Annotated in this window: 13 protein-coding genes; 7 read left to right on the top strand and 6 right to left on the bottom strand. The window is 66.9% G+C overall.

What is annotated here, in order from left to right; genetic code table 11:
* Nucleotides 1-11 precede the first annotated feature (11 nt).
* Genes XH93_RS20170 through XH93_RS20155 form a run of 4 tightly spaced genes read left to right on the top strand, consistent with a single transcriptional unit; the run spans nt 12 to nt 5,438 of the window.
* The gene (locus XH93_RS20170) at nt 12-1,952 is read left to right on the top strand and encodes a glycosyltransferase (RefSeq protein ID WP_194474889.1); all 1,941 of its coding nucleotides are present in this window, start codon (nt 12-14) and stop codon (nt 1,950-1,952) included.
* Nucleotides 1,953-1,954: 2 nt separating this feature from the next.
* On the top strand, nt 1,955-2,695 hold the full coding sequence (locus XH93_RS20165; RefSeq protein ID WP_194474888.1) for an ABC transporter ATP-binding protein: 741 nt from the start codon (nt 1,955-1,957) through the stop codon (nt 2,693-2,695).
* A complete protein-coding gene (locus tag XH93_RS20160) occupies nt 2,692-4,113 on the top strand; it encodes a glycosyltransferase family 1 protein (RefSeq protein WP_194474887.1) in 1,422 nt (473 codons plus the stop codon). The genes XH93_RS20165 and XH93_RS20160 overlap by 4 nt, the downstream gene beginning before the upstream one ends.
* Nucleotides 4,114-4,121: 8 nt before the next feature.
* Nucleotides 4,122-5,438 carry an O-antigen ligase gene (locus XH93_RS20155; protein ID WP_194474886.1) on the top strand — a complete coding sequence of 439 codons (1,317 nt, stop codon included), beginning with the start codon at nt 4,122-4,124 and terminating at the stop codon, nt 5,436-5,438.
* Between the two features lie 230 nt (nt 5,439-5,668).
* Here the strand turns inward: XH93_RS20155 and XH93_RS20150 are convergent, their stop codons facing one another.
* The gene (locus XH93_RS20150; protein WP_371815117.1) at nt 5,669-6,892 is read right to left on the bottom strand and encodes an ABC transporter substrate-binding protein; all 1,224 of its coding nucleotides are present in this window, start codon (nt 6,890-6,892) and stop codon (nt 5,669-5,671) included.
* A 171-nt stretch (nt 6,893-7,063) separates the two neighbouring features.
* On the opposite strand from XH93_RS20150, the gene XH93_RS20145 reads away from it, so the two are divergent.
* Nucleotides 7,064-9,217: a carbamoyltransferase C-terminal domain-containing protein gene (locus XH93_RS20145; protein ID WP_194474884.1), complete on the top strand. Its 2,154-nt coding sequence runs from the start codon at nt 7,064-7,066 to the stop codon at nt 9,215-9,217.
* Here XH93_RS20145 and XH93_RS20140 read toward each other — a convergent pair.
* The 5 genes from XH93_RS20140 to XH93_RS20120 all read right to left on the bottom strand — a co-directional run bounded on the left by XH93_RS20140 (nt 9,177) and on the right by XH93_RS20120 (nt 16,442).
* A complete protein-coding gene (locus tag XH93_RS20140) occupies nt 9,177-10,112 on the bottom strand; it encodes a DMT family transporter (protein ID WP_194474883.1) in 936 nt (311 codons plus the stop codon). The genes XH93_RS20145 and XH93_RS20140 overlap by 41 nt on opposite strands.
* 81 nt (nt 10,113-10,193) lie before the next feature.
* The gene (locus tag XH93_RS20135; RefSeq protein ID WP_194474882.1) at nt 10,194-11,063 is read right to left on the bottom strand and encodes an NAD(P)-dependent oxidoreductase; all 870 of its coding nucleotides are present in this window, start codon (nt 11,061-11,063) and stop codon (nt 10,194-10,196) included.
* Nucleotides 11,064-11,066: 3 nt separating this feature from the next.
* A protein-coding gene (gene prfB, locus XH93_RS20130; RefSeq protein WP_194474881.1) for a peptide chain release factor 2 occupies nt 11,067-12,198 on the bottom strand; the annotation gives its coding sequence in 2 pieces (ribosomal slippage) (nt 11,067-12,128 and nt 12,130-12,198; 1,131 coding nt in all).
* 204 nt (nt 12,199-12,402) lie between these two features.
* Complete coding sequence (locus XH93_RS20125) at nt 12,403-14,898, bottom strand: penicillin-binding protein 1A (RefSeq protein WP_194474880.1); 2,496 nt, start codon at nt 14,896-14,898, stop codon at nt 12,403-12,405.
* A 251-nt stretch (nt 14,899-15,149) separates the two neighbouring features.
* Nucleotides 15,150-16,442, bottom strand: a complete 1,293-nt coding sequence (locus XH93_RS20120; RefSeq protein ID WP_194474879.1) for an N-acetylmuramoyl-L-alanine amidase — start codon at nt 16,440-16,442, stop codon at nt 15,150-15,152.
* 711 nt (nt 16,443-17,153) lie between these two features.
* Here XH93_RS20120 and XH93_RS20115 point away from each other — a divergent pair.
* Nucleotides 17,154-20,318, top strand: coding sequence for a ribonuclease E/G (locus XH93_RS20115; RefSeq protein WP_194474878.1), 3,165 nt, complete (start codon nt 17,154-17,156; stop codon nt 20,316-20,318).
* A gap of 85 nt (nt 20,319-20,403) precedes the next feature.
* On the top strand, nt 20,404-21,636 hold the full coding sequence (locus XH93_RS20110) for an FAD-binding oxidoreductase (protein ID WP_194474877.1): 1,233 nt from the start codon (nt 20,404-20,406) through the stop codon (nt 21,634-21,636).
* Nucleotides 21,637-21,652: the final 16 nt, after the last annotated feature.

The raw sequence follows: 21,652 nt of genomic DNA, 5'->3' as shown, positions 1-21,652 counted from the left end.
GCCGCCTCACCATGACCGTTGTCAACGAGCCGGCCCGCCGCCCGTCGGTGCTCCACATCTTCAAGGTCTACTACCCCGATCTGTTCGGCGGCACGCTGTCGGTGATCCGCGACATCTGCGCCGGGCTGAAGGATACGTTTGCCGCCGCCGTGCTGGTGTGCTCGCGCGCACCCGGCGAGCGGCGGATCGTGGTCAACAACGTCGCGGTCGAGCGCGTGCGCTCGTTCGGCGACGTGCTGTCGCTGCCCGCCGCGCCGGCCTATCCGTGGCGGCTGTGGCGCCGCATCGCCGAGCACGATCTGCTGGCGCTGCATGCGCCCTTCCCGCTCGCCGACCTGGTGTTCGCGCTCGGGCTCGGCCGCTCGCGTCCGCTGGTGGTGCACTGGCACGCCGACATCGTCTCGCACGCGGCGCTGCGCTTCCTCGTCGAACCCTTGATGCGACGAACCTTGCGGCGCGCCTCGGCGATCATCGTCTCCGATCCGGTGCTGGTCGAGACCACGCCGCTGCTGCAGGAATTTGCCGCCAAGTGCCACGCGGTGCCGTTCGGCATCGATGTCGCGAAATACGACCGGCCGGCCGCACCGCCCACCGAGGTCAATGCGCGCGGCCGCCTGGTGCTCGCCTGCGGACGCCTCGTGCCCTACAAGGGTTTTGACGTGCTGGTCCGCGCCGCGCATAGCCGCAATTTCGAGGTCTGGATCGTCGGCGAGGGCCGCGAGCGCGAGCACCTCGAGCAGTTGATCCGCGACTACGGCCTGCAGGACCGCGTCCGCCTGCTCGGCTCGATCGCGGAGAGCGAGCGCGTCAAGCTGATGCGGATCGCTGACGTCTTCGTGCTGCCCTCGGTGACCAATGCCGAGACTTTTGGGCTGGTGCAGCTCGAGGCGATGGCGGCGGGCCGCCCGGTGGTCAACACCGCGCTCGACACCGGCGTGCCGCATGTCGCGCGCAACGGACTCGAGGCGATCACGGTGCCGCCCGGCGATCCCGCAGCGCTCGCCGATGCCATCGAGACCTTGATCAACGATCCCGACCGCCGCCGCCGCATGGGTCAGGCCGCGCGCCACCGCGCCGTGACCAAATACTCGACCACGGCCTTCAAGGACGCAATCGAGACGGTGTACCGCACGGCGGTCGCCGAACACGCTGCCGCAAAGGACGCCGGCTCATCCGCCCCAGGCCTGCGTCCCCAAACGGCCGGCCTCGCCGCCGCGATCCAGATCGCGGCGGCGCTGGCCTGGTCGGACATGCGGCACCGCTACGTCCGCTCGCTGCTCGGCCCGTTCTGGATGTCGATCCAGATGGCGATCATGGTCGCGGTGCTCGGCTCCGTCATCGGCCATCTCTCCAATGCCAGCGCGGTGGCGCGGCTGCCGATGCTGGCGGCGAGCCTCACCGCCTGGACCTTCCTCAACGGCGTCGTGCTCGACGCCACCACGGCGCTGCAGAACTCCGCCAGCCTGATCAAGGACCGCGCGCTGCCGCCGGTGATCTTCCTGCTGCAATGTACCTTCCGCCAGGCGCTGTTCGCGCTCCACAACGCCACGGTGCCGCTCGCGCTCTGGCTCGCGCTGACGCCGAGGGATTTCGGCGGCGCGCTCGCCGCCCTTCCGGGCCTCGCACTGTTCATCGTCTGCACGCTGGCCCTCAGTCTCGTCCTCGGCGCGCTGGCGACGCGCTACCGCGACATCAAGCCGATCATCGAGTCATCGCTGACGCTGGCCTTCCTGGCCTCGCCGATCATCTGGACGCCAGAGATGATCGACCGCAACGCGACGGTGATGCGGCTCAATCCGCTGACCCACCTGTTCGCGATCTGGCGCGATCCGCTCGCCACCGGCCAGGTCGCGACGACGAGCCTGATCTATGTGCTGGGCTGCCTCGCCGCGCTCGCGGTCGCGGCAACCGTGACCATCGCCCGCCTGCGCAAGGCCGCGTTCTGGATCTAGGCATGGTCAGCATAAACCTTCGCGACGTCTGTCTCGACTATCCGCTATACGGCGCCTACGACTTCTCGCTGAAACGCCGCCTGCTCGGCCGCCTGATGCGCGAGGCGAGCGAGACGCGCACCATCCGCGCCATCGACCGCATCTCGCTCGAGGCCAGGGCCGGCGCACGGATCGGGCTCGCCGGGCCGAACGGCTCCGGCAAGTCGACCTTGCTGCGGCTGATCGCCGGCGTGTTCCCGCCGACCGGCGGCCAGCGCGAGGTCAGCGGCAACATCGTGCCGCTGCTCGGCCTCGGCGCCGGCGTCAATCTCGACTTCGTCGCTGCCGACAATATCAGCCTGCTGCTCAGAATCAGCGGCCGCAAGCCGACGCCCAAACTCCTGGACGAGATCTGGGCTTTCACCGAGCTCGAGGAGCGGATGCAGCGGCTGCCGCTGCGAATGTTCTCCTCGGGCATGCTGATGCGCGTGCTGTTCGCGACCGCGACCGCCTTCCCGGCCGACATCCTGCTGCTCGACGAATGGCTCAGCGTGGTCGACGAGAATTTTTCCGCCAAGGCCGAACAGCGGCTGCTCAAGATGGTCGAGACCGCGGCGATCGTGATCATCGCCTCGCACGACCACGCACTGCTGCGCCGCACCTGCAGCAGCATCATCAATCTCGACCACGGCCGCATCGCCAGCACCGCCCAACTGGATACGCCGGTCCCGCATCACCTCGAGCTCAGAGAGAAACGCGCATGAAGAAGATTTTGGTCGTCAGCGAGGCGCTCGGCGAGCCCAACCACAAGCGCGGCATCTTCCATTTCACCCGCGAATTGATCCGCTCATTGGCGGCCGAAGGCCATGCCCTGACGCTCGTGGTCGAGACCACGCGCCGCTATCGCAAGCTGCGCCGCCGCCAGCACAAGACCCCGCTGCTGCCGCGGGATTCGCGGCTGATCGAGCTGCTCGCGCTGTACCGTTTTCTCGACCAGACCGACATGAATTCACCGGTCATGCGCGGCGGGCTGCGCCGCACCGCCGACTGGTTCCGTCACAAGCTCAACGCCGCGACCTCGCTGGAGTTCATCATCGCATTCCTGCGCTCGCTCGGCCTGCTGCCTTCAGCCGTCAAGCTGATCGAGAACCGCACCGCGGGCCTCGAATACATTCCGACCGACCTGCGCCATCTCGAACTGTTCGGCGACTTCCGGCTCGAGCCCGGCTTCTACAGCTATCAAGACACCTCGGCCCTGACCCGGCTGCCGCCGCCGCGCATCGACGCGCGCGGCTACGACGTCATTCTCGTCGACACGCCGACGCGGGTCGCGATCCGGCGCGACCTTGGCGCCAAGGTGATCTGCGTGATCCACGATCTGTTGCCGATCACCGATCTCAAGCTCGACGACATCGCGACGCGGCTGTTCCTGTCGCGCCTGTTCACCAGCGTGCGGCAGGCCGACGAGCTCGCCTTCGTCTCGAACTACAGCATGAGCCGTTTCCGCGCCCTGCTGCCGCAATATGCGCAGATTCCGGCCCGCGTCGTCTATCCGCGCACCCGCTTCGATCTTAAGCCCGCCGTCGCGCCAACTCCCGCCGCCCCGCCGCGGCCGAGTTTTGTGGTGATCGTCTCGAACGAACCGCGCAAGAACCTTGCGATCGTGATCCGCGCCTTCCGCAAGCTGCCGCAGGCCGATCTCGTCGTGATCGGCTATGCCGGCGACATGAGCAAGATGCCTGACCTGCCGAAAAACGTCCGCTTCTTCGGCTATGTCGAGGAGCACGAGAAGGCGGCCCTGATCGCGTCCGCGCATGGCCTGATCATGCCGAGCCTCGCCGAAGGTTTTGGGGTCCCGATCATCGAGGCGTTCGCGGCCAACACGCCGGTGCTGTGCTCGGATATCGCCGTGTTCCGCGAGGTCGCGGGCGAGCTCGCCGACTATTTCGATCCGTTCTCGACCGAGGCGATCTGCGCATCCGTGAGGCGCGTACTGGCGCAGCAGGACGAATGGCGTGCGCGGATCCGCGCATGCCGCCCCAAACTCGCCGCGCGCTTCGGCCACGAGAGCCAGGCGCGCGACCTGCTCGCGCCGCGCGCGCCGGCGGAAGGCCCGGCGCCAGTCCGGCCGGCGGCGGCCGCGGTCTCCGCCTTCGACAGCCTCGCCACGCAAGGCATGTGACGTAGGATATGTCCGCAACCGCCGACGTCACCGCCCGCCCGGCGCCGCGATGGCGCGACCGGATCAGGACCTGGTCCGGTTCGGCCGCCTACCTCGGCGTCACCGACACGCTGATCGTGCTCGCCGCGGCCGCGCTGCCGTGGTCCACCACGGCGTTGACCGTGTTCCTGCTGCTCTGGCTGATCGCCGTGATCCCGACCATCGACTGGGAGCAGTTCGTGCTCGATCTCGCCACGCCGGCCTGCGCGCTGCCGGTGGCGCTGGTCGCCCTCGCGCTGCTCGGCCTCTTGTGGTCGGAGGCGAGCTGGGCGGAGCGGTTCTACGGCCTCAAGCCGCTCGGCAAATTGCTGCTGCTGCCGTTCCTGCTCGGCTACTTCAAGCGCTCGCAACGCGGGCCGCAGGTGTTTTGGGCGTTCCTGATCTCGTGCACGTTGATGATGATCCTGTCCTGGATCGTGCTGGCGCAGCCGGAGTTGAAGCTCACCCACACCGCCTCCGACGGCGTGCCGGTGAAGAACTACATCGACCAGAGCCAGGAGTTTGCGCTGTGTGCCTTCGCGCTGGCGCTGCCGGCATGGACCGCGCTGCGGGCGCGCCGCTGTGCTGCCGCTGCCGGCTGTCTCGCGCTGATCGCACTGTTCGTCGCCAACATGCTCTACGTCGCTTCGGCGCGCACCGCGCTGGTCTATATGCCGGTGCTCTTGATGCTGTTTGCGTTCCTGCATCTCGGCCGGCGCGCCACGCGGGCGCTGTTCGCGGCGGTCGCGGTGGCGAGCCTGCTGGCCTGGGCCACCTCGCCCTATCTGCGCCAGCGCATCGCCTATATCGGCATCGAGTATCGCGCCCAGGACACGTCCACCATCGCCTCGACCGCGCAGCGGCTGACCTACTGGCGCAAATCGCTAAAATTCTTTGCCGAGGCCCCGCTGCTCGGCCACGGCACCGGCGCGATCAGGCATCTGTTCGCCCAGGATGCCGTCGGCCAGACCGGCCTGCAGGCCGAGGTGGTCAACAACCCGCACAATCAAACACTCAACGTCGCGATCCAGTGGGGCCTCGCCGGCATCGTCCTGCTCTACGCCCTCTGGTACAGCCACCTCCGCCTGTTCGACGGCTGCGACGTCGCGAGCTGGATCGGGCTTGCCGTCGTGGTCCAGAACATCACCAGCTCGCTGTTCAACTCGCATCTCGCCGATTTCCACGAGGGCTGGATCTACGTGATCGGCGTCGGCGTCGCCGGCGGCATGGCGCTGCGCGCGCGGAAGCCGGAGAAGCTGCTGGTCGAACATCCTCCGTCGTCATTCCGGGGCAGCCCGAAGGGCTGAGCACCGCGTCCCCACCCCACAACTGTCATCGCCCGGCTCGACCGGGCGATCCAGTACGCCGCGGCCCCTCGGCTGAATAACAACTGCCTCTGGAATATTGGATCACCCGCCTTCGCGGGTGATGACACCGAGCCAGCTGTTTGACAATTCAATCAGACCGACCACCGTCGTCCCCGCGCAAAGACGAAGCCTTCGCGGGATGACGGGATCGACGGCGGCGCCAACGTTCCCTACCTTGTCGCGTCGTGCCCCACTTCGCCGGTGATCACATCGCCGAACAGCTCCCACGCCTCGCCGTTGAAGCGCATCAGCTGCATCTGCTCGATCGGGTAGTAGTCGTCGGCCGAGGTGTTGACCATGATGCCGGGCAGCATCAGGTCGGAGTGAAAATTCTTCAGGCTGGCGGCCTGCTTCATCACGTTGTCGCGGGTGAGATTGTCGCCGCACTGCTTCAAGACCTGCGCCATCGCCTCGGCCTGCACGTAGCCGTAGATATTGTTGGCGTTGGCCTTGTCGCCGTCGGGATAGTACTTGTCCATGAAGGCGCGCCACTTCACTACGGCCGGATCCTTGTCCCAGGTCGGATCAGTCGGGTCCTTGAGATACGCCGTCGAGATGATGCCCTTGGAATATTCGAGCCCGGCCGGCTTCAGCACCGAGGCGACCGAGGTCGCGGTGTTGGCCAGAAAGAATTTCGGTTTCCAGCCGAGCTCGCCGACCTTGCGAATCGCCTGCGCCGAGCCCTTCGGCGCCGCCCAGGAGAAGAAGATGTCGGCGCCGGAATCGTGCAGCGCGACGATCTGGGAATCGATCGAGGGATCGCTGACCTCATACGACTTGTCGGCGATGATCATGCTGACCTTGTCGCCGAGCCCGTCCTTCAGGCCCTTGAACTGGTCCTTGCCGGCATCGTCGTTCTGCCAGAACACCGCGATCTTGCTGTTGGGGAATTTGTCGCGGATGTATTTGGCGTAGATCCGCCCCTCGCTCTGGTAGTTGGGCTGAAAGCCCATCGTCCACGGAAAATTCTTCGGATCGCCGAACTTGGTGCCGCCGGAGGCGACGAACAATTGCGGCACCTTCTTGGCGTTCATGTATTTCATGATCGCCGAATTCGAGGGCGTGCCGAGCGGCTGGAAGATCAACAGCACCTCGTCGCTCTCGACCAGCTTGCGCGCCTGCTCGATCGCCTTCGGCGGCGAATAGGCGTCGTCATAGCTGATGAAGTCGATCTTGCGGCCGCCGATGCCGCCCTGATCATTGATCATCTTGAAGAACGCGGCCTCGGTCTTGCCGATCACGCCGTAGGACGAGGCCGGGCCGCTGTAGGGCATGATATTGCCGATCTTGATTTCGCTATCGGTCGCGCCGGGATCGTATTTCTTCTGCGCGAAAGCGCTGCTCGCGATCAGCGCGGCACTTGCGAACGCCACCGCTGCGCCAATATATCCCATACGAGCCGGCATCGTTTTCTCCCGATTTTTGTCGTTGATTTGGCGGCAAGTCTCGCAAGTCACCGACGCGCTGGCAAGCATCGGCTTTTTCCGCTGCGCGAAACGGCATTGTTGCCTGGCGCGATTTGTGTTTGAAGGCCCGGTGGGGGATCTTAAGTCGAGGCGTTCTGTTTGCTTAAGCCGGAAATCCGTATCGGTCCGCGCCATCCGCGATTGGCGGCGTGGGGCTATGAACTCACGCGCCGCCTCGGCGAGGCACAGCTGGCGCGCCGCGGCCTGCACAAGGTCAGCGGCGATTTCGCGCAGGCGAAGGTCGCCGAGATCCGCGCGCGGCTGCAGCGCGGCGAGACCATCTACATCGCCGGCCTCGCCTGCCCCGGCACCCACAACACCGGCGTCGCGCTGGTCGAGGTGTCGCAGCAGCACGGGCCGCGCCTGATCGTCAACAACGAGGAAGAGCGCTTCTCCGGCAACAAGCACACCAACGAGTTTCCGCGGCACGCGCTCGACGACATGCGCAAGGTGTTGCAGCGGATGGGCCGCGACATCGGCGACATCTCGGCCTTCGTCACCACCTGGGATTACCCGGCGCTGCTGGCGATGCTGATCCGCACCTCGCTCGAGGAGGCGCCGCCCAGCCTCAAGCTGCTGCGCGCACCGATCGCCCCCGCGATCAATCTGCGCCAGCTGGATCAGGTGCGGCGGCTGTCGCGCAAGCTCGGGCGGATGTACGGGCTCGGCGAGCAACTGCCGCTGATCTGCATGCCGCATCACGACAATCACGCCTGGTACTCGTTCACCGCATCGCCGTTCGCGGAAAGCCGCGAGAAGGTCGCGATCGCAGTGCTCGACGGCACCGGCGACGTCGGCTCGATCTCGCTCTACGTCGCCGAGAACGGCGAGATGAAGCAGCTCTATTGCAACGAGAGCCTGTTCGATTCGCTCGGCGCCTTCTACACCGTAGTGTCGTCGAGCCAGGGCGGCTGGACCTGGCTGTCCAGCGAGGGCCGCTACATGGGCGCCGCGGCCTGGGGCGACATGAACCGCGCCACCAATCCATACTATGTGCGGCTGAAGGCGGTGCTGCAGCTCGGCCCCAACGGCACCGTGCGGCTCAACCGCGCGATGGCCAACTGGTATGCCGATCCCGGCGACAATCCCTACAAGCAGCCGCTGATCGATATTCTCGGCCCGCCGCTGCGGCCCGACCAGCTGTGGAATCCCGATGCGGTGCTGCGCGTCGAGGACATCGAGCATCGCCCCGACACCAAGGACCGGCTCGACAAGGCGGCGGCGACGCAGCTGGTGTTCGAGGACGCGATGATCCATGTCATCGATCATCTGCTGCGCCTCACCGGCACTGATCGCCTGGTGCTGACCGGCGGCGTCGCGCTGAACGCCCTCGGCAACATGCGGCTGCTCGAGCATTTCGACGAGGCGTGGTTCGAACGCGCGCAGCAGCGCAAGACCCGGCTGCACATGTGGATCCCGCCGGTGCCCGGCGATCCCGGCGTGCCGATCGGCGCCGCCTGGCTGTTCGCGCACATGGCCGGCGCCCCGCGCGGCGCGCCGCTGTCGCACGCCTTCTATTGCGGCCTGCCGCCGACGCATGCCGACATCAGTGCGGCGCTTCGCGCCGACGATGTCGCGTCGACTGCGATCGGCTATGTCTCGACGCCAGAGGGCCGCGATGCGATCGCGGACCTGATGGCCTTCGCGGTGGCGCAGGGCGGCGTGATCGCGATCTACCAGGGCGCGGCGGAGACCGGACCGCGCGCGCTCGGGCATCGCTCGATCCTCGCCAATCCCTGCGATCCCCATGTGCGCGAACGGCTCAACGAACGGGTCAAGTACCGCGAGGCGATCCGCCCGCTGGCACCGATGGCGACCCTTGAATCCGCGCGCGACTATTTTGAGCTCGAGGACGGCGCCTCTGACGGCGACTACAATGCCTATAACTACATGGTGCTGACCGCGCATTCGAAGCCGGAGGCGCGCGAGAAGATTCCCGCCGTGGTGCATGCCGACGGCACCGGCCGCATCCAGATCGTGCGCGAGGCCGACGATCCCCTCACCTATGCCTACCTCAAGGCGCTCGGCCGCCGCATCGGCGTCGAGATGTCGGTCAACACCTCGTTCAATGTCGCAGGGCCGATCGCGCAGACGCCGGCGCAGGCGATCGACACCCTGCGCCGCTCCAAGGGGCTCGATGCGGTGTTGCTGGTCGCCGACGACGGCACGGTGTATGCCGCCTGGCACGGCGGCGAGCGCGACAGCGGCCGCTTCACCGGCTGGTATGCGGCGTGGAAGCAGGCGCGCGGCTAAACCCCGCCAGCACGCGGCCGTCGATTACGAGCAGCGCACCGGCGATCACCAGCGCCCCGATCACCTCGCGCAGCGCGACCGGCTCGCCGAGCACCAGCGTGCCGAGCAGCATCGCGGTGACCGGAATCAGCAGCGTCACCAGCATCACATTGGTCGCTCCGGAGCGCTGCAGGATTTGAAAGAACACGATATAGGCCAGCGCCGTCGACAGCGCCGCCAGCCCGAGCACCGCGAGCCACGTCGTCGCGTGCGGCATCGGCAGCAGCCAGGGCCGGTCGACGACAGCCGCGACCACCGCCATCATCACGCTAGAAGCCATCATCTGGAACGCCGCCGTGCCCAGCGGCGGCACATGCACCGGCAGCCGCCGCCCGACCAGCGCAGCGATGCCGTAGCTGAAAGCGCCGGCGAGACAGAGCAGGATGCCGAGGCCCTGCCGGCTCTCGAAACCCAGCGCATCGCCGTGCAGGATCGCAACCCCGATCACGCCGACGATCACGCCCGCAACGCGGCGCGCCTGCAGCCGCTCCTCGCCGGCTGCCGCCATGATGATGACGGCGAACAGCGGCGTCGTCGCATTGAGGATCGAGGCGAGCCCGCTCGGAATATAGGTCTGCCCGAACACGATCAGCGAGAACGGCAGTACGTTGTTGAACAGGCCCATCGCGAAGAACGGCGCCCATCCCGACGCGCCCTTCGGGAACGCGATGTTACGAGCCCGCAGCAGCGGCAGCAGGAGGCCGGCGCCGAGCGCCACGCGCAGCAGCACCAGCGTCAGCGGCGGCAGTTCGCGCAGGATCACGCCGTTGAAGAAGAACGAGCCGCCCCAGAGCACCGAGAGCAGCCCGAGCAGCGCCCAGTCGCGGCGATCGATCCTGTTGTCGGCGGAAGGCATGGCGGGCTCTCAACTGCGCGGGCGCAGATGACTAGCCGGCCACTGCGGCGGTGGCCACCCGATTTCCGAGAGCAGCGCGCCCTATTTCGGCCGGGAGATGATCTCGATCATCTGGCCTTCGTCGGCGTCGGGCGCATGCGCCTTCGCCTTGCCATAGGCCGTGAGCGCGGCGCGGCTGACGGGCACGCCGGGCAGCAGCGTCTCGGCGAGCCGGACGGCGTATTCGGCATCCTTGTGGCGCAGTGCCGCGGTGAAGGAGGCGCCGGCGAAATCGCGGTCGATCATCCGCCTGCTGTGGCGGATCACCTGCGGGCTCGCGACCGCACCGGTCGCCAGCGCTTCGGCGACCAACTGCATGTCGAGGCCGGCCTGCTCGGCGATCGCGACGCCCTCGGCGAGGCTGGCGATCTGCACCGCACCGATCAGATTGTTGATCAGCTTGAACACGGTGCCGGTGCCGACCGCGCCGAAATGCCGGATCGTGCTGCCGATCGGCGCCAGATATGGCTGCGCGCGTTCGAGATCGGCCGGATCGGCGCCCACCAGCAGCGTCAGCTTGCCCGCGGCCGCCGCCTCCGGCAGCCCGGTGACGGGGCAATCGATGTAGACCAGGCCGCGGCTGCGCAACTCCTGCGCCATCGCGAGCGCATGCTGATAGGAAACCGTCGAGCATTCGATCGCCAGCGTGCCCGCCTTCATGGTGGCGGCGGCGCCATCCCTGGTCAGCCAGACCGAGCGCGACGCTTCATCGTCGGCGACCATGGTGACAACGGCATCGGCGTCGATCGCGGCGTCCTCCGGCGAGGTCGCCCATTGCGCGCCGCGCGCGATCAGATCGGCGGCCTTGGCCTTGCTGCGATTCCACACCGTGACCGTGAAGCCGGCATCGAGGTAGCGGCCGGCCATCCCGTGGCCCATCCGTCCCAGTCCGATGAAGGCCACACGCTGCATGGGCTAATCCACATCCTCGACCGCGCCGGGCCCAGTGCCGAAGGCACGCTGCGCCAGGGTCGCGGCCATGAACTCGTCGAGGTCGCCGTCCAGCACACCGGACGTATCGGAGGTCTGCACGCCAGTGCGCAAATCCTTCACCATCTGATAAGGCTGCAGCACGTAGGAGCGGATCTGGTGGCCCCAGCCGATGTCGGTCTTGGCGGCCTGATCGGCGGCGGCCTGCTCCTCGCGCTTCTTCAGCTCGATCTCGTAGAGCCGCGCGCGCAGCATGTCCCAGGCCTGCGCCCGGTTCTTGTGCTGGGAGCGGCCGGCCTGGCAGACCACCGCGATGCCGGTCGGAATGTGCGTCAGGCGCACCGCCGACTCGGTCTTGTTGACGTGCTGGCCGCCGGCGCCGCCCGACCGCATCGTGTCGGTGCGGACGTCGCTCTCCTTGATCTCGATCTTGATCGAGTCGTCGATCACGGGGAAAATCTGCACCGACGAGAACGAGGTGTGGCGCCGCGCGTTGGAATCGAACGGCGAGATCCGCACCAGGCGGTGCACGCCGGCCTCGGTCTTCAGCCAGCCATAGGCATTGTGGCCGGAGATCTGGATCGTCGCGGACTTGATGCCCGCCTCTTCACCCTGGGATTCTTCGAGATACTCGATCTTAAAGCCGTGCTTCTCGGCCCAGCGCGTGTACATGCGAAGCAGCATCTGGGCCCAGTCCTGGCTCTCGGTGCCGCCGGCGCCGGCATGGACCTCGAGATAGGAATCGAACTTGTCGGCCTCGCCCGACAGCAGCGCTTCGAGCTCGCGCCGGGCGACTTCCTTCTTCAGGTCCTTCAGCGCCTTCTCGGCGTCAGCGACCACGCCCGCGTCGTTCTCGGCCTCGCCGAGCTCGATCATGCCGATCTGGTCCTCGAGCTCGCGCTCGACCTTGCCGATGCCGGAGAGCGCGTCCTCCAATGAGGTGCGCTCCTGCATCAGCCGCTGGGCCTTCTGGGGATCGTTCCAGAGATTGGAGTCTTCAGCGAGCTTGTTCAGCTCAGCGAGGCGTGCCGTCGATTGTTCGACGTCAAAGATGCCTCCTCAGCAGCCCGACTGACTGCTTGATCTCTTCAACAAGGCGTTCGATTTCGGCGCGCATGATCTTTCAGGAGTTGGGGAAACAGGTTCCGAGGGATGTAGCGACGGGCGCGGCAAAGCGCAATCGGATTGACAGCGCTGTCCCGGGCATTGGGCGGAACAATTACCAGAGCGTTTTGCAGCGAAGTGGATGCCGGTTTTGCGTGAAGAAAACGCGTCCAAACAACAATCTAGAGCTCCCTTCCGATGGCATCGGAACGGAGCTCTAGTACAAACCGAAAGGCCGCAGGAAAACGTTGCTGCCTTCAGGCTGCTGGCTTTGCGACGGCTGCGGACCCGGGCTCGGGCTGCGGCCATCGGCATCGGCGACCCCGATCACCGAGTAGTTCTCCGGCGGCGCGGTGCCCGGCTTGAAGGCCTCGAGGATGGTGTTGCCGCCCTCGCCCGGTCCTGCGCGCATGCCGGACTTGGCATCGACGCGGATCAGCTTGATGCCAGCCGGAACCTTGAACGGGGTCGGCGGCTTGTCGGCCAGCGCCAGCTTGAGGAAGTCGCGCGCGATCGGCGCCGCAATGTGACCGCCGGTCGCGGCGCGCCCCATGTTGCGCGGCTTGTCGAAGCCCATGTAGACGCCGACGGCAATGTCAGGCGAGAAGCCGATGAACCAGACGTCTTTCTCGTCGTTGGTGGTGCCGGTCTTGCCGGCGATCGGCTTGCCGACCTCCTTGACGACGGTGGCGGTGCCGCGCTGGACCACGCCTTCCATCATCTCGGTGATCTGGTAGGCGGTCATCGGGTCGAGCACCTGTTCGCGGCGGTCGACGAGCTGCGGCTCGGACTGGTTCTTCCAGCCGCCGGGCGCGTCGCAGCCGCGGCATTCGCGCTGGTCGTGCTTGAAGATGGTGTGGCCGTAGCGGTCTTGGATGCGGTCGATCAGCGTCGGCTTCACCCGGCGGCCGCCATTGGCGAACATCGAATAGGCCGTCACCATGCGCATGACCGTGGTTTCGCCGGCGCCGAGCGCATAGGACAGGTAGTTCGGCAACTCGTCATAGACGCCGAACCGCTTGGCGTATTCGCCGACCAAGGGCATGCCGATGTCCTGCGCGAGCCGCACCGTCACCGTGTTGAGCGAACGCTGCAGCGCGTTGCGCAGCGTGGTCGGGCCGTAATATTTGCCGGTCGAATAGTTTTCCGGACGCCACACACCGGCGCCCTGCCCCTGATCGATCTCGATCGGCGCGTCGATCACGGTGGTCGACGGCGTGTAACCGTTGTCCAGCGCCGACGAATAGACGATCGGCTTGAACGACGAACCGGGCTGCCGGTAGGCCTGCGTCGCGCGGTTGAACTGGCTCTGGTCGAACGAGAAGCCGCCGACCATCGCGAGCACGCGGCCGGTCCATGGATCCATCACCACCATCGCGCCGGACACTTCCGGCAATTGCCGCAGCCGATACTGACCTTCGACCGCGCTGCCGTCCTTGTTCACCAGCGGGTCGGCGTAGATCACGTCGCCCGGCTGCAGCACCTGCGCGACCGCCGTCGGCGCCTTGCCCTTGGATTTGGCCCAGCGCACGCCGTCCATGGTGATGATGCCGGTCTGCCGTTCCTTGCTGACCGCACCGCCGAGTTCGCGGCCCGGCTGGAAGCCGATCCGCGCCGACTGGTCGCTGGTCTCCAGCACCACCGCCATCCGCCACGGCGAGATGTCGGAGAGCGACTTCACGTCGGCGAGCTTGACGCCCCAGTCGCCGGCGATGGCAAGCTTCTGCACCGGCCCGCGCCAGCCCTGCGCCTCGTCATAGTTGACGAGACCGGCCGCCATGGTCTTGCGCGCCATCACCTGGATCTTCGGGTCGAGCGTGGTGCGGACCGACAGGCCGCCCTCATAGAGCTTCTTCTCGCCGTAGCGCTCAAAAATGTCGCGGCGGACTTCCTCGGCGAAATATTCGCCGGCGAAGATGTGCGCGCCATTCGAACGGCTGGTGACGTTGAGCGCTTCCTTGCGCGCCTTGTCGGCGTCGGCCTGCTTGATCCAGCCGTTCTCCAGCAGGCGGTCGATCACGTAGTTGCGGCGCTCGATCGCGCGATCGCGGTTGCGCACCGGATGCAGCGCGGCCGGCGCCTTCGGCAGCGCGGCGAGATAGGAGGCTTCCGCGATGGTGAGCTCGTTCACCGACTTGTCGAAATAGACCAGCGACGCGGCGGCGATGCCGTAGGCGCCGAGGCCGAGATAGATCTCGTTGAGGTAGAGCTCGAGGATGCGGTCCTTGGAGTAGGCGCGCTCGATGCGCATCGCCAGCAAGGCTTCCTTGATCTTGCGCGAGAACGAGACCTCGTTGGTCAGCAGAAAATTCTTCGCGACCTGCTGGGTGATGGTCGACGCGCCCTGCGGGCGGCGGTTGGAGCCGTAGTTCTGCGCGTAGAGGATCGCAGCGCGCGCCATGCCCTGATAGTCGATGCCGCCATGCTCGTAGAAGTTCTTGTCCTCGGCGGCGAGGAAGGCGTTGATCACGAGCTTCGGCACCGCCTGGATCGGCAGGTAGAGCCGGCGTTCCTTGGAGTACTCGCCGAGCAGCGCGCCGTCGGAGGCGTGCACGCGGGTCATCACCGGCGGCTCATAGTCCTGAAGCTGCGAGTAGTCCGGCAGATCCTTGGAGAAATGCCAGATCGCGCCGGCAACCCCGGCGACGCCAACCAGAAACACCACGGTTCCGGCGGCGAACAAGAAACCCATGAACCGCACGAGCAGGCGCATCGAAGTCCCGTCCCTACCCCTCCGGCGCTCAATCTTCTGCGAAGCGCCTGTCCAAAAGTGCGAAAGCCAACCAACCCCCACGGCCCCGGCGGAGCCATTATTGCGCACGCTCAAAATACAAGGGCCCGAACCAGGGGCCCGAACAATGTGGGTGATTCCGAAGAACCCTGTCGCCCCTTTTCTATACCGTTGCCGCTGTGGCCAAACTAGGGCTTCCTGGCAACGCCGGCGGGCTTTTCAGCCGGCCAATTTCATTTGGCCGATCCGGCAGTTGCCAGCCGCTTGGCGAAGAACGCGTCGATCGCCTGGACCATCGAGCCGACCGTCTTGTTCCGCCAGTTCTCGGAAACGAGGTGCTCGAGGTCGCCCTTGTTGGAGACGTAGCCGAGCTCCACCAAGACCGAGGGCACGTCGGGCGCCTTCAGCACCCGGAAGCCCGCCGATTTCAGCGGATGCTTGTGCATCCGCGCCGTGGTCTTCATCTCGTCCACGAGCAGCCGGGCGAAGCGGTTGGAAAAGGTCTTGGTCTCGCGCTGCGCCAGGTCGATCAGGATGTCGGCGACCTCGGTCGGCTCGTCGGTCAGGTTCACGCCGCCGATGGCGTCGGCCTTGTTTTCGGTGTCGGCCAGCCGCTCGGCTTCGGCGTCGGAGGCCTTGTCCGACAGCGTGTAGATGGTGGCGCCCTGGGCATCGCCCTCGCGGCGCGGCAGCGCGTCGGCGTGGATCGAGACGAACAGCGCCGCCGACTGGTTGCGCGCCAGCTTCACCCGGTCGTTCAGCGGGATGAAGGTGTCGTCGGTCCGCGTCATGACCACGCGGTATTTGCCGGATTTCTCGATCCGGTCGCGCAAAGCGAGACCGAATCCGAGCACCAGGTTCTTCTCCAGCTCGCCGCCGGACTGGGTGCCGTTGTCGATGCCGCCATGACCGGGATCGATCACGATCAGCGGGCGGGGATCGGTAACCGGCGGCCGCGCCGCCGTCGTGACCGGCGGGACGACGACATTGCCCTCGGCAAGCGCGGGCTTCAGTTCGGGCCGGGCCTCAGGCGCAAGCGACTGCGTGAAGCTGGTGCGATCGACCTCCTCGAATTCCAGCACCAGCCGCGGCGGCTGGCCGTTGGCGGCGTCGAGCACATAGGAGCTGGCGATCTTTGCCGGTCCGGTCAGATCGAACACGATTCTGGAGCCGCCAGGCATCACGAGGCCGTAGCGGAATGCCTTCACCAGCCCTCGCCCGTTCGAGCCGGTGCCGGAAGCGAGCTGGAAATTGACCTGCGGGATATCGACCACGACGCGATACGGGTCGGCCAGCGGAAAGGCGCGGAACTCGATCTTACGGTCCAGATCGAGGATGAATCGGGTCTGTTTGCCGTCACCGGCGAGACGCGCGTCGGATGCGACCGGGAAATTCGAGGCCGGGGCCGGCTGAGCGTTCTGCTGCCCCTCGGCGGCGGTCAGGCGACCTGCTTCGGCAAACACCAATGCTGCAGCGCACAATAGCGCGCTCCCCAGCAAAACACGGCGATTTGCGCGAATTGCCACCGATTCGAGCCTCCTTGGCAGCCTCTTACCGCATTAAAACCACACGGTTAATCGCACGCTAATGACGGACGCACGAAAAGGATCGAGTGTTGCCGCCCCGCGACGCTCCCGACGCTTCCCTTGCACGCGGCAGCCAATCAACGTATGTACGGGATGCTGACGGCTAGTACTCCCGGTTGTGTCGCGTTCAGCCTCCCGGTGCAGCGGTGGAACCTTCGATCCAGAAGATCCCGCCGTGTTTTTCCGGCCCCTCCACAGCCAGCGCCGCGCGCGGCTGACATGGAGTGGCGGTTTCGAGCCCGAGCGGCGTCCGGTCCCAGGCACTCTCGCCCGAGGGACGGTTTGAGAACCGGCACAAACGATTATCCGGACCCCTTGGGGCCTCGATATGCGATGGCCGGCAGGCGCTTCGGCGCCGCGCCGAAGCTTTCAGCAAAAGATACGGCGGTATTTCTCGCCGCCACCATGTTTAGACGGGCCGACGCTTAATGCGCCAGACTGTATTGCCGACCAGGATCGCCGAGACGATCGCGCTGACGCGAGGTGAAAGCTTCGCCCGTCGCATCATCCCGGTGGGTTCCCGCCCGGCTCTGCGCCGCCAGACGCGTTTTGGCCTTCCCCTCACCCCCGAATCAGGTGGACCGTCGCGTCACCGGGCGGCGCAGTTTGCGCGCGCCATGAACCGCGCCCGCCGCCGTCAAGAGCTGCAAAATGCCCAACAAGATGTTGATCGATGCCACCCACCCGGAAGAGACCCGGGTCGTCGTGGTCCGTGGCAATCGAGTCGAAGAGTTTGATTTCGAGACCGCCCAGCGCAAGCAACTGCGCGGCAACATTTATCTCGCCAAGGTCACGCGCGTAGAGCCGTCGCTGCAGGCCGCCTTCATCGAATATGGCGGCAATCGCCACGGCTTCCTGGCCTTCAGCGAAATTCATCCCGACTACTATCAGATCCCGGTCGCCGACCGTCAGGCGCTGATTGAGGCCGACGAGCGCGCGCATCGCGAGGCCGAGGAAGAGCACGAGAACCGCGGTCATCGCCGCCGCTCCCGCCATCGCAATGCCCGCCGCCGCGGCCATGGCGACCGCGTCCAGAGCGAGGTGGTCGAGGCTGCCACCGACCCGCAGGCGCAAGCTCACGAGGCGCTCGAGCAGCCGATCGCGGCCGAGCCCCACGATCACGACGTGGCCGCCCACGAGGGTCATGAGCATGAGGCGCACGAACATGCGCAAGCCCAAGATCCTGCCCAAGACCATGAGCATCACGACGACCACCATCATCATCACCATGACGATGATCATGAACACGATCACGAGCACGCCCACGAAGTGAGCGCGGCGCCGGATACCGACGTCCAGCCCGACCCGGTCGTCGCGGTGATCGAGGCCTCCGCTGCGTCGGCCGCGCCGGAGCCGGCCGAGCCCGTCGAGGTCAATCATGAGCCCGAGCGGGTTTATGAGGAACAGGCCGAGGAAAACGCTGCGCACGCCGACGACGTGCAGCTTGCTGCCACGGATGAACATCACGCTGCCAGCGACGACGGCCTCGCCGTCGCCGAGCCCGCCGGATCTGCCGAAGCCGCCTCCGCGGATGCCGGCGCGGCGCCGAGCGAAAACGGCGACGAAGCCGACGACGAAGATGAGGACGACGGCGAAGAGGCCGAGGAAGACGTCGTCGAGTCCGTCGGCGGCGACGACGTGCTGGAGGAGGTTCCTGAGCGTCCGTTCCGCCCGCGCCGCCAGTACAAGATCCAGGAAGTGATCAAGCGCCGGCAGGTCATGCTGGTGCAGGTCGTCAAGGAAGAGCGCGGCAACAAGGGCGCTGCGCTGACCACCTATCTGTCGCTCGCCGGCCGCTACGCGGTGCTGATGCCCAACACCGCGCGCGGCGGCGGCATCAGCCGCAAGATCACCTCCGCCCAGGACCGTTCGCGGCTCAAGGAAGTGGTGCAGGACCTCGACGTGCCCGAGGGCATGGGCATCATCCTGCGCACCGCCGGCGCCTCCCGCAGCAAGCCGGAGATCAAGCGCGACTTCGAGTACCTGATCCGGATGTGGGAGACGGTGCGCGACCTGACGCTGAAGTCGCAGGCGCCGACCCTGGTCTACGAGGAAGGCTCGCTGATCAAGCGCTCGCTGCGCGACCTCTATAACAAGGAGATCGACGAGATCCAGGTGGCGGGCGATGCCGGCTACCGCGAAGCCCGCGACTTCATGAAGATGCTGATGCCGGCGAATGTGCGCGCGGTAAAGCTCTACGGCGACGGCCAGCCGCTGTTCTCGCGGATGGGCGTCGAAAGCCAGCTCGACGCGATGTTCTCGCCGACCGTGCAGTTGCGCTCCGGCGGCTACATCGTGATCAACCAGACCGAGGCGCTGGTCTCGATCGACGTCAACTCGGGGCGCGCCACCCGCGAGCACCATATCGAGGACACTGCGCTCAAGACCAATCTGGAGGCGGCCGAGGAAGTCGCCCGCCAGCTCCGCCTGCGCGACCTCGCCGGCCTGATCGTCATCGACTTCATCGACATGGACGAGAAGCGCAACAACCGCGCGGTCGAGCGCAAGCTGTCCGACTGCCTGCGCCAGGACCGCGCGCGGATCCAGGTCGGCCGCATCTCGCATTTCGGCCTGTTGGAAATGTCGCGCCAGCGCATCCGCGCCAGCGTGCTGGAGAGCTCGACCGAGCCCTGCCCGCAGTGCGGCGGCTCGGGTCACGTCCGCTCGGTCTCGTCGGTGGCGCTGCAGCTCTTGCGCGGCATCGAGGAAATCCTGATGAAGGGCGCGACCCACAATCTGGTGGTGCGCACCCGCACCGACGTCGCGCTCTATGTGCTCAATCACAAGCGCGGCCATCTGCGCGACCTCGAGGACTCCTTCAAGGTGCAGCTCTCGATCGTCGCCGATGCCACCGTGCACGGCACGCAGTCCTACATCATCGACCGCGGTGAGCAGGTGCATACGCTCGAGGCCGCGAAAGCGCTGCTGGCGGCGCAGGCCGCAGCCGCGCCGGCGCAGGCCGAAGAGGCCGACGACGACGAGGAATCGTTCGAGTACGAGGCCGAGGTCGAGACCGATGAGACCGAGGGCCTCGCCGACGACCAGGCGGCCGGCGAGGAAGCCGCTGCCGAGGGCGAAGGCGACGGTCAGCGCCGCAAGCGGCGGCGCCGGCGGCGCGGCCGCGGCGGTGACCGCGAGGCGCGCGAGTCCGCCCAGCCGCCGCGCGAGGACGGCGACCTCATGCATGTGCTGCCCGAGGGCGGCGAGGCAGTCGCGACCGAGGACAGCGAAGGCGACGATGAAGAGGGCGACGAGCAGCAAGGCTTTGCGGGCGGCGACCAGGCCGCCAATGGCGAGCGTCGCCCGCGCCGCCGCGGACGTCGTGGCGGCCGCCGCCGGCGTGGCGGTGGCGGAGCCGATGAAGGTCTTGCGGGATCGATCTCCGACGAGCTGAGCCCGGCCCCGACGCCGGAGGCTGCCGATGCGGTCGCCGACTTCGAGGGCATGTTGCAGCCGGCCCCCGTGCTGGTGGTGCCCGAGGAAGTTGCCGTGCCGGTCGAGCTGCGGCCGGCCGAGATCGAGCCGGCCGAGGCTGTCGCCGCGCCTGCGCCCGAGGTCGTTGAAGCGGCCGCGGCCGTGACCGAGGACGCGCCGGCGGAAACCGACCGCGCCGCCCGGCGTCGGTCAACCGTGCGCGAGAAGGTCAGCTTCAGCTCGAGCCCACAGGCGGAGACGCCGGCGCCCGCGCTGGTGCAGAGCCCGGCCGAGGAGCCGCCCCCGGCCCCCGCCCCGCGCGCCGAGCCCGAGCCGGCCGCCGCGACCGAGGCTCCCACCCGCAAGGGCTGGTGGTCGCGCCGCTTCGGCGGCGGCAACTGACCCTTCCATGAGTTAAAAGCGCCCGGTGCAAGCCGGGCGTTTTTATTGGTGAACCGCGCATCAGACGCCGGAGAGAACAGCTTCAATGCAAAGCGCAATCGTACTTGGCGGCGGCATGGTGGGCGTCGGCACGGCGCTACACCTGCAGCGCCGCGGCTGGTCGGTGACCTTGGTCGACCGAAGGGAGCCTGGCCGGGAAACCAGCTACGGCAACGCCGGGATCATTCAGAGCGAGGCCGTGCGGCCCTATCCGATGCCGCGCGATTTTGCCACGCTGGCGCGGATCGCGATGGGCCGCACCAACGACGTCCGCTATCGGCTGGCATCGCTGCCGCAGCATGCCGGTCCGCTGCTGCGCTATTGGTGGCACTCGACACCCGAGCGGCACCGCGAAGCCACGCTTGCCTGGGCACGCCTGATCGCCCACGCCACGGCGGAGCACGACACGCTGATCCGCGAGGCCCATGCCGACAACCTGATCCGCCGCGCCGGCTTTCGCATCCTGTACCGCGATCCGGCCACGCTGGCGGCGGCGACTGCGATCGCTGAAGAGAACCAGCGCGACTTCGGCGTGAAGTTTCGCGTGCTTGACGGCAGCGAGCTTGCAAAGGCCGAACCGATCCTGCGCGACGACCTGCCCGGCGCCATTCACTGGCTCGAGCCCTGGACTGTGTCGGATCCCGGCGGTCTCGTCTCGGCCTATGCCGGATTGTTCGAACGTCTCGGCGGCACGCTGCTGCGCGGCGATGCGCAGACGCTGACCGAAACCACATCGGGCTGGTCCGTCGACACCGCCTCCGGGCGGATCGACGCCGCGCATGTCGTGGTCACGCTCGGGCCGTGGTCACCCGATCTGCTGCAAAAATTCGGCTACCGGATTCCGCTGGTGCGCAAGCGCGGCTACCACATGCACTATCAAGGCGGCCGCTCGCTCGACCTGCCGCTGGTGGATACCGCGATGGGTTACGCGATGGCGCCGATGGCAAAGGGAATCCGCATCACCACCGGCGCGGAGCTGACCAGTCCGGACGCTCCTGCGACGCCGATTCAGCTCGGCCACGCCGAAGCCGCCGCGCGCGGCCTGCTCGACATCGGGAGCCGCGTCGAGCCCGAGCCGTGGTTCGGCACCCGCCCCTGCTCGATCGACATGCTGCCGGTGCTCGGGCCGGTCCCGACGCATCGCGGCCTGTGGGTGAATTTCGGCCACGGTCACCAGGGCTTTACGCTCGGCCCCGCCACTGGGAAACTGCTCGCTGAAATGATGAACGGCGAGGCCCCCGCAGTGGACACCTCGCCGTATCGCATCGATCGGTTCTAACCTCTATTGAGCATGA

Source organism: Bradyrhizobium sp. CCBAU 51753, from assembly GCF_015291565.1.
Lineage (GTDB): Bacteria > Pseudomonadota > Alphaproteobacteria > Rhizobiales > Xanthobacteraceae > Bradyrhizobium > Bradyrhizobium ivorense.
The sequence above is the reverse complement of the archived record's forward strand: the minus strand, read 5'-3'. Positions and strand labels throughout refer to the sequence as shown.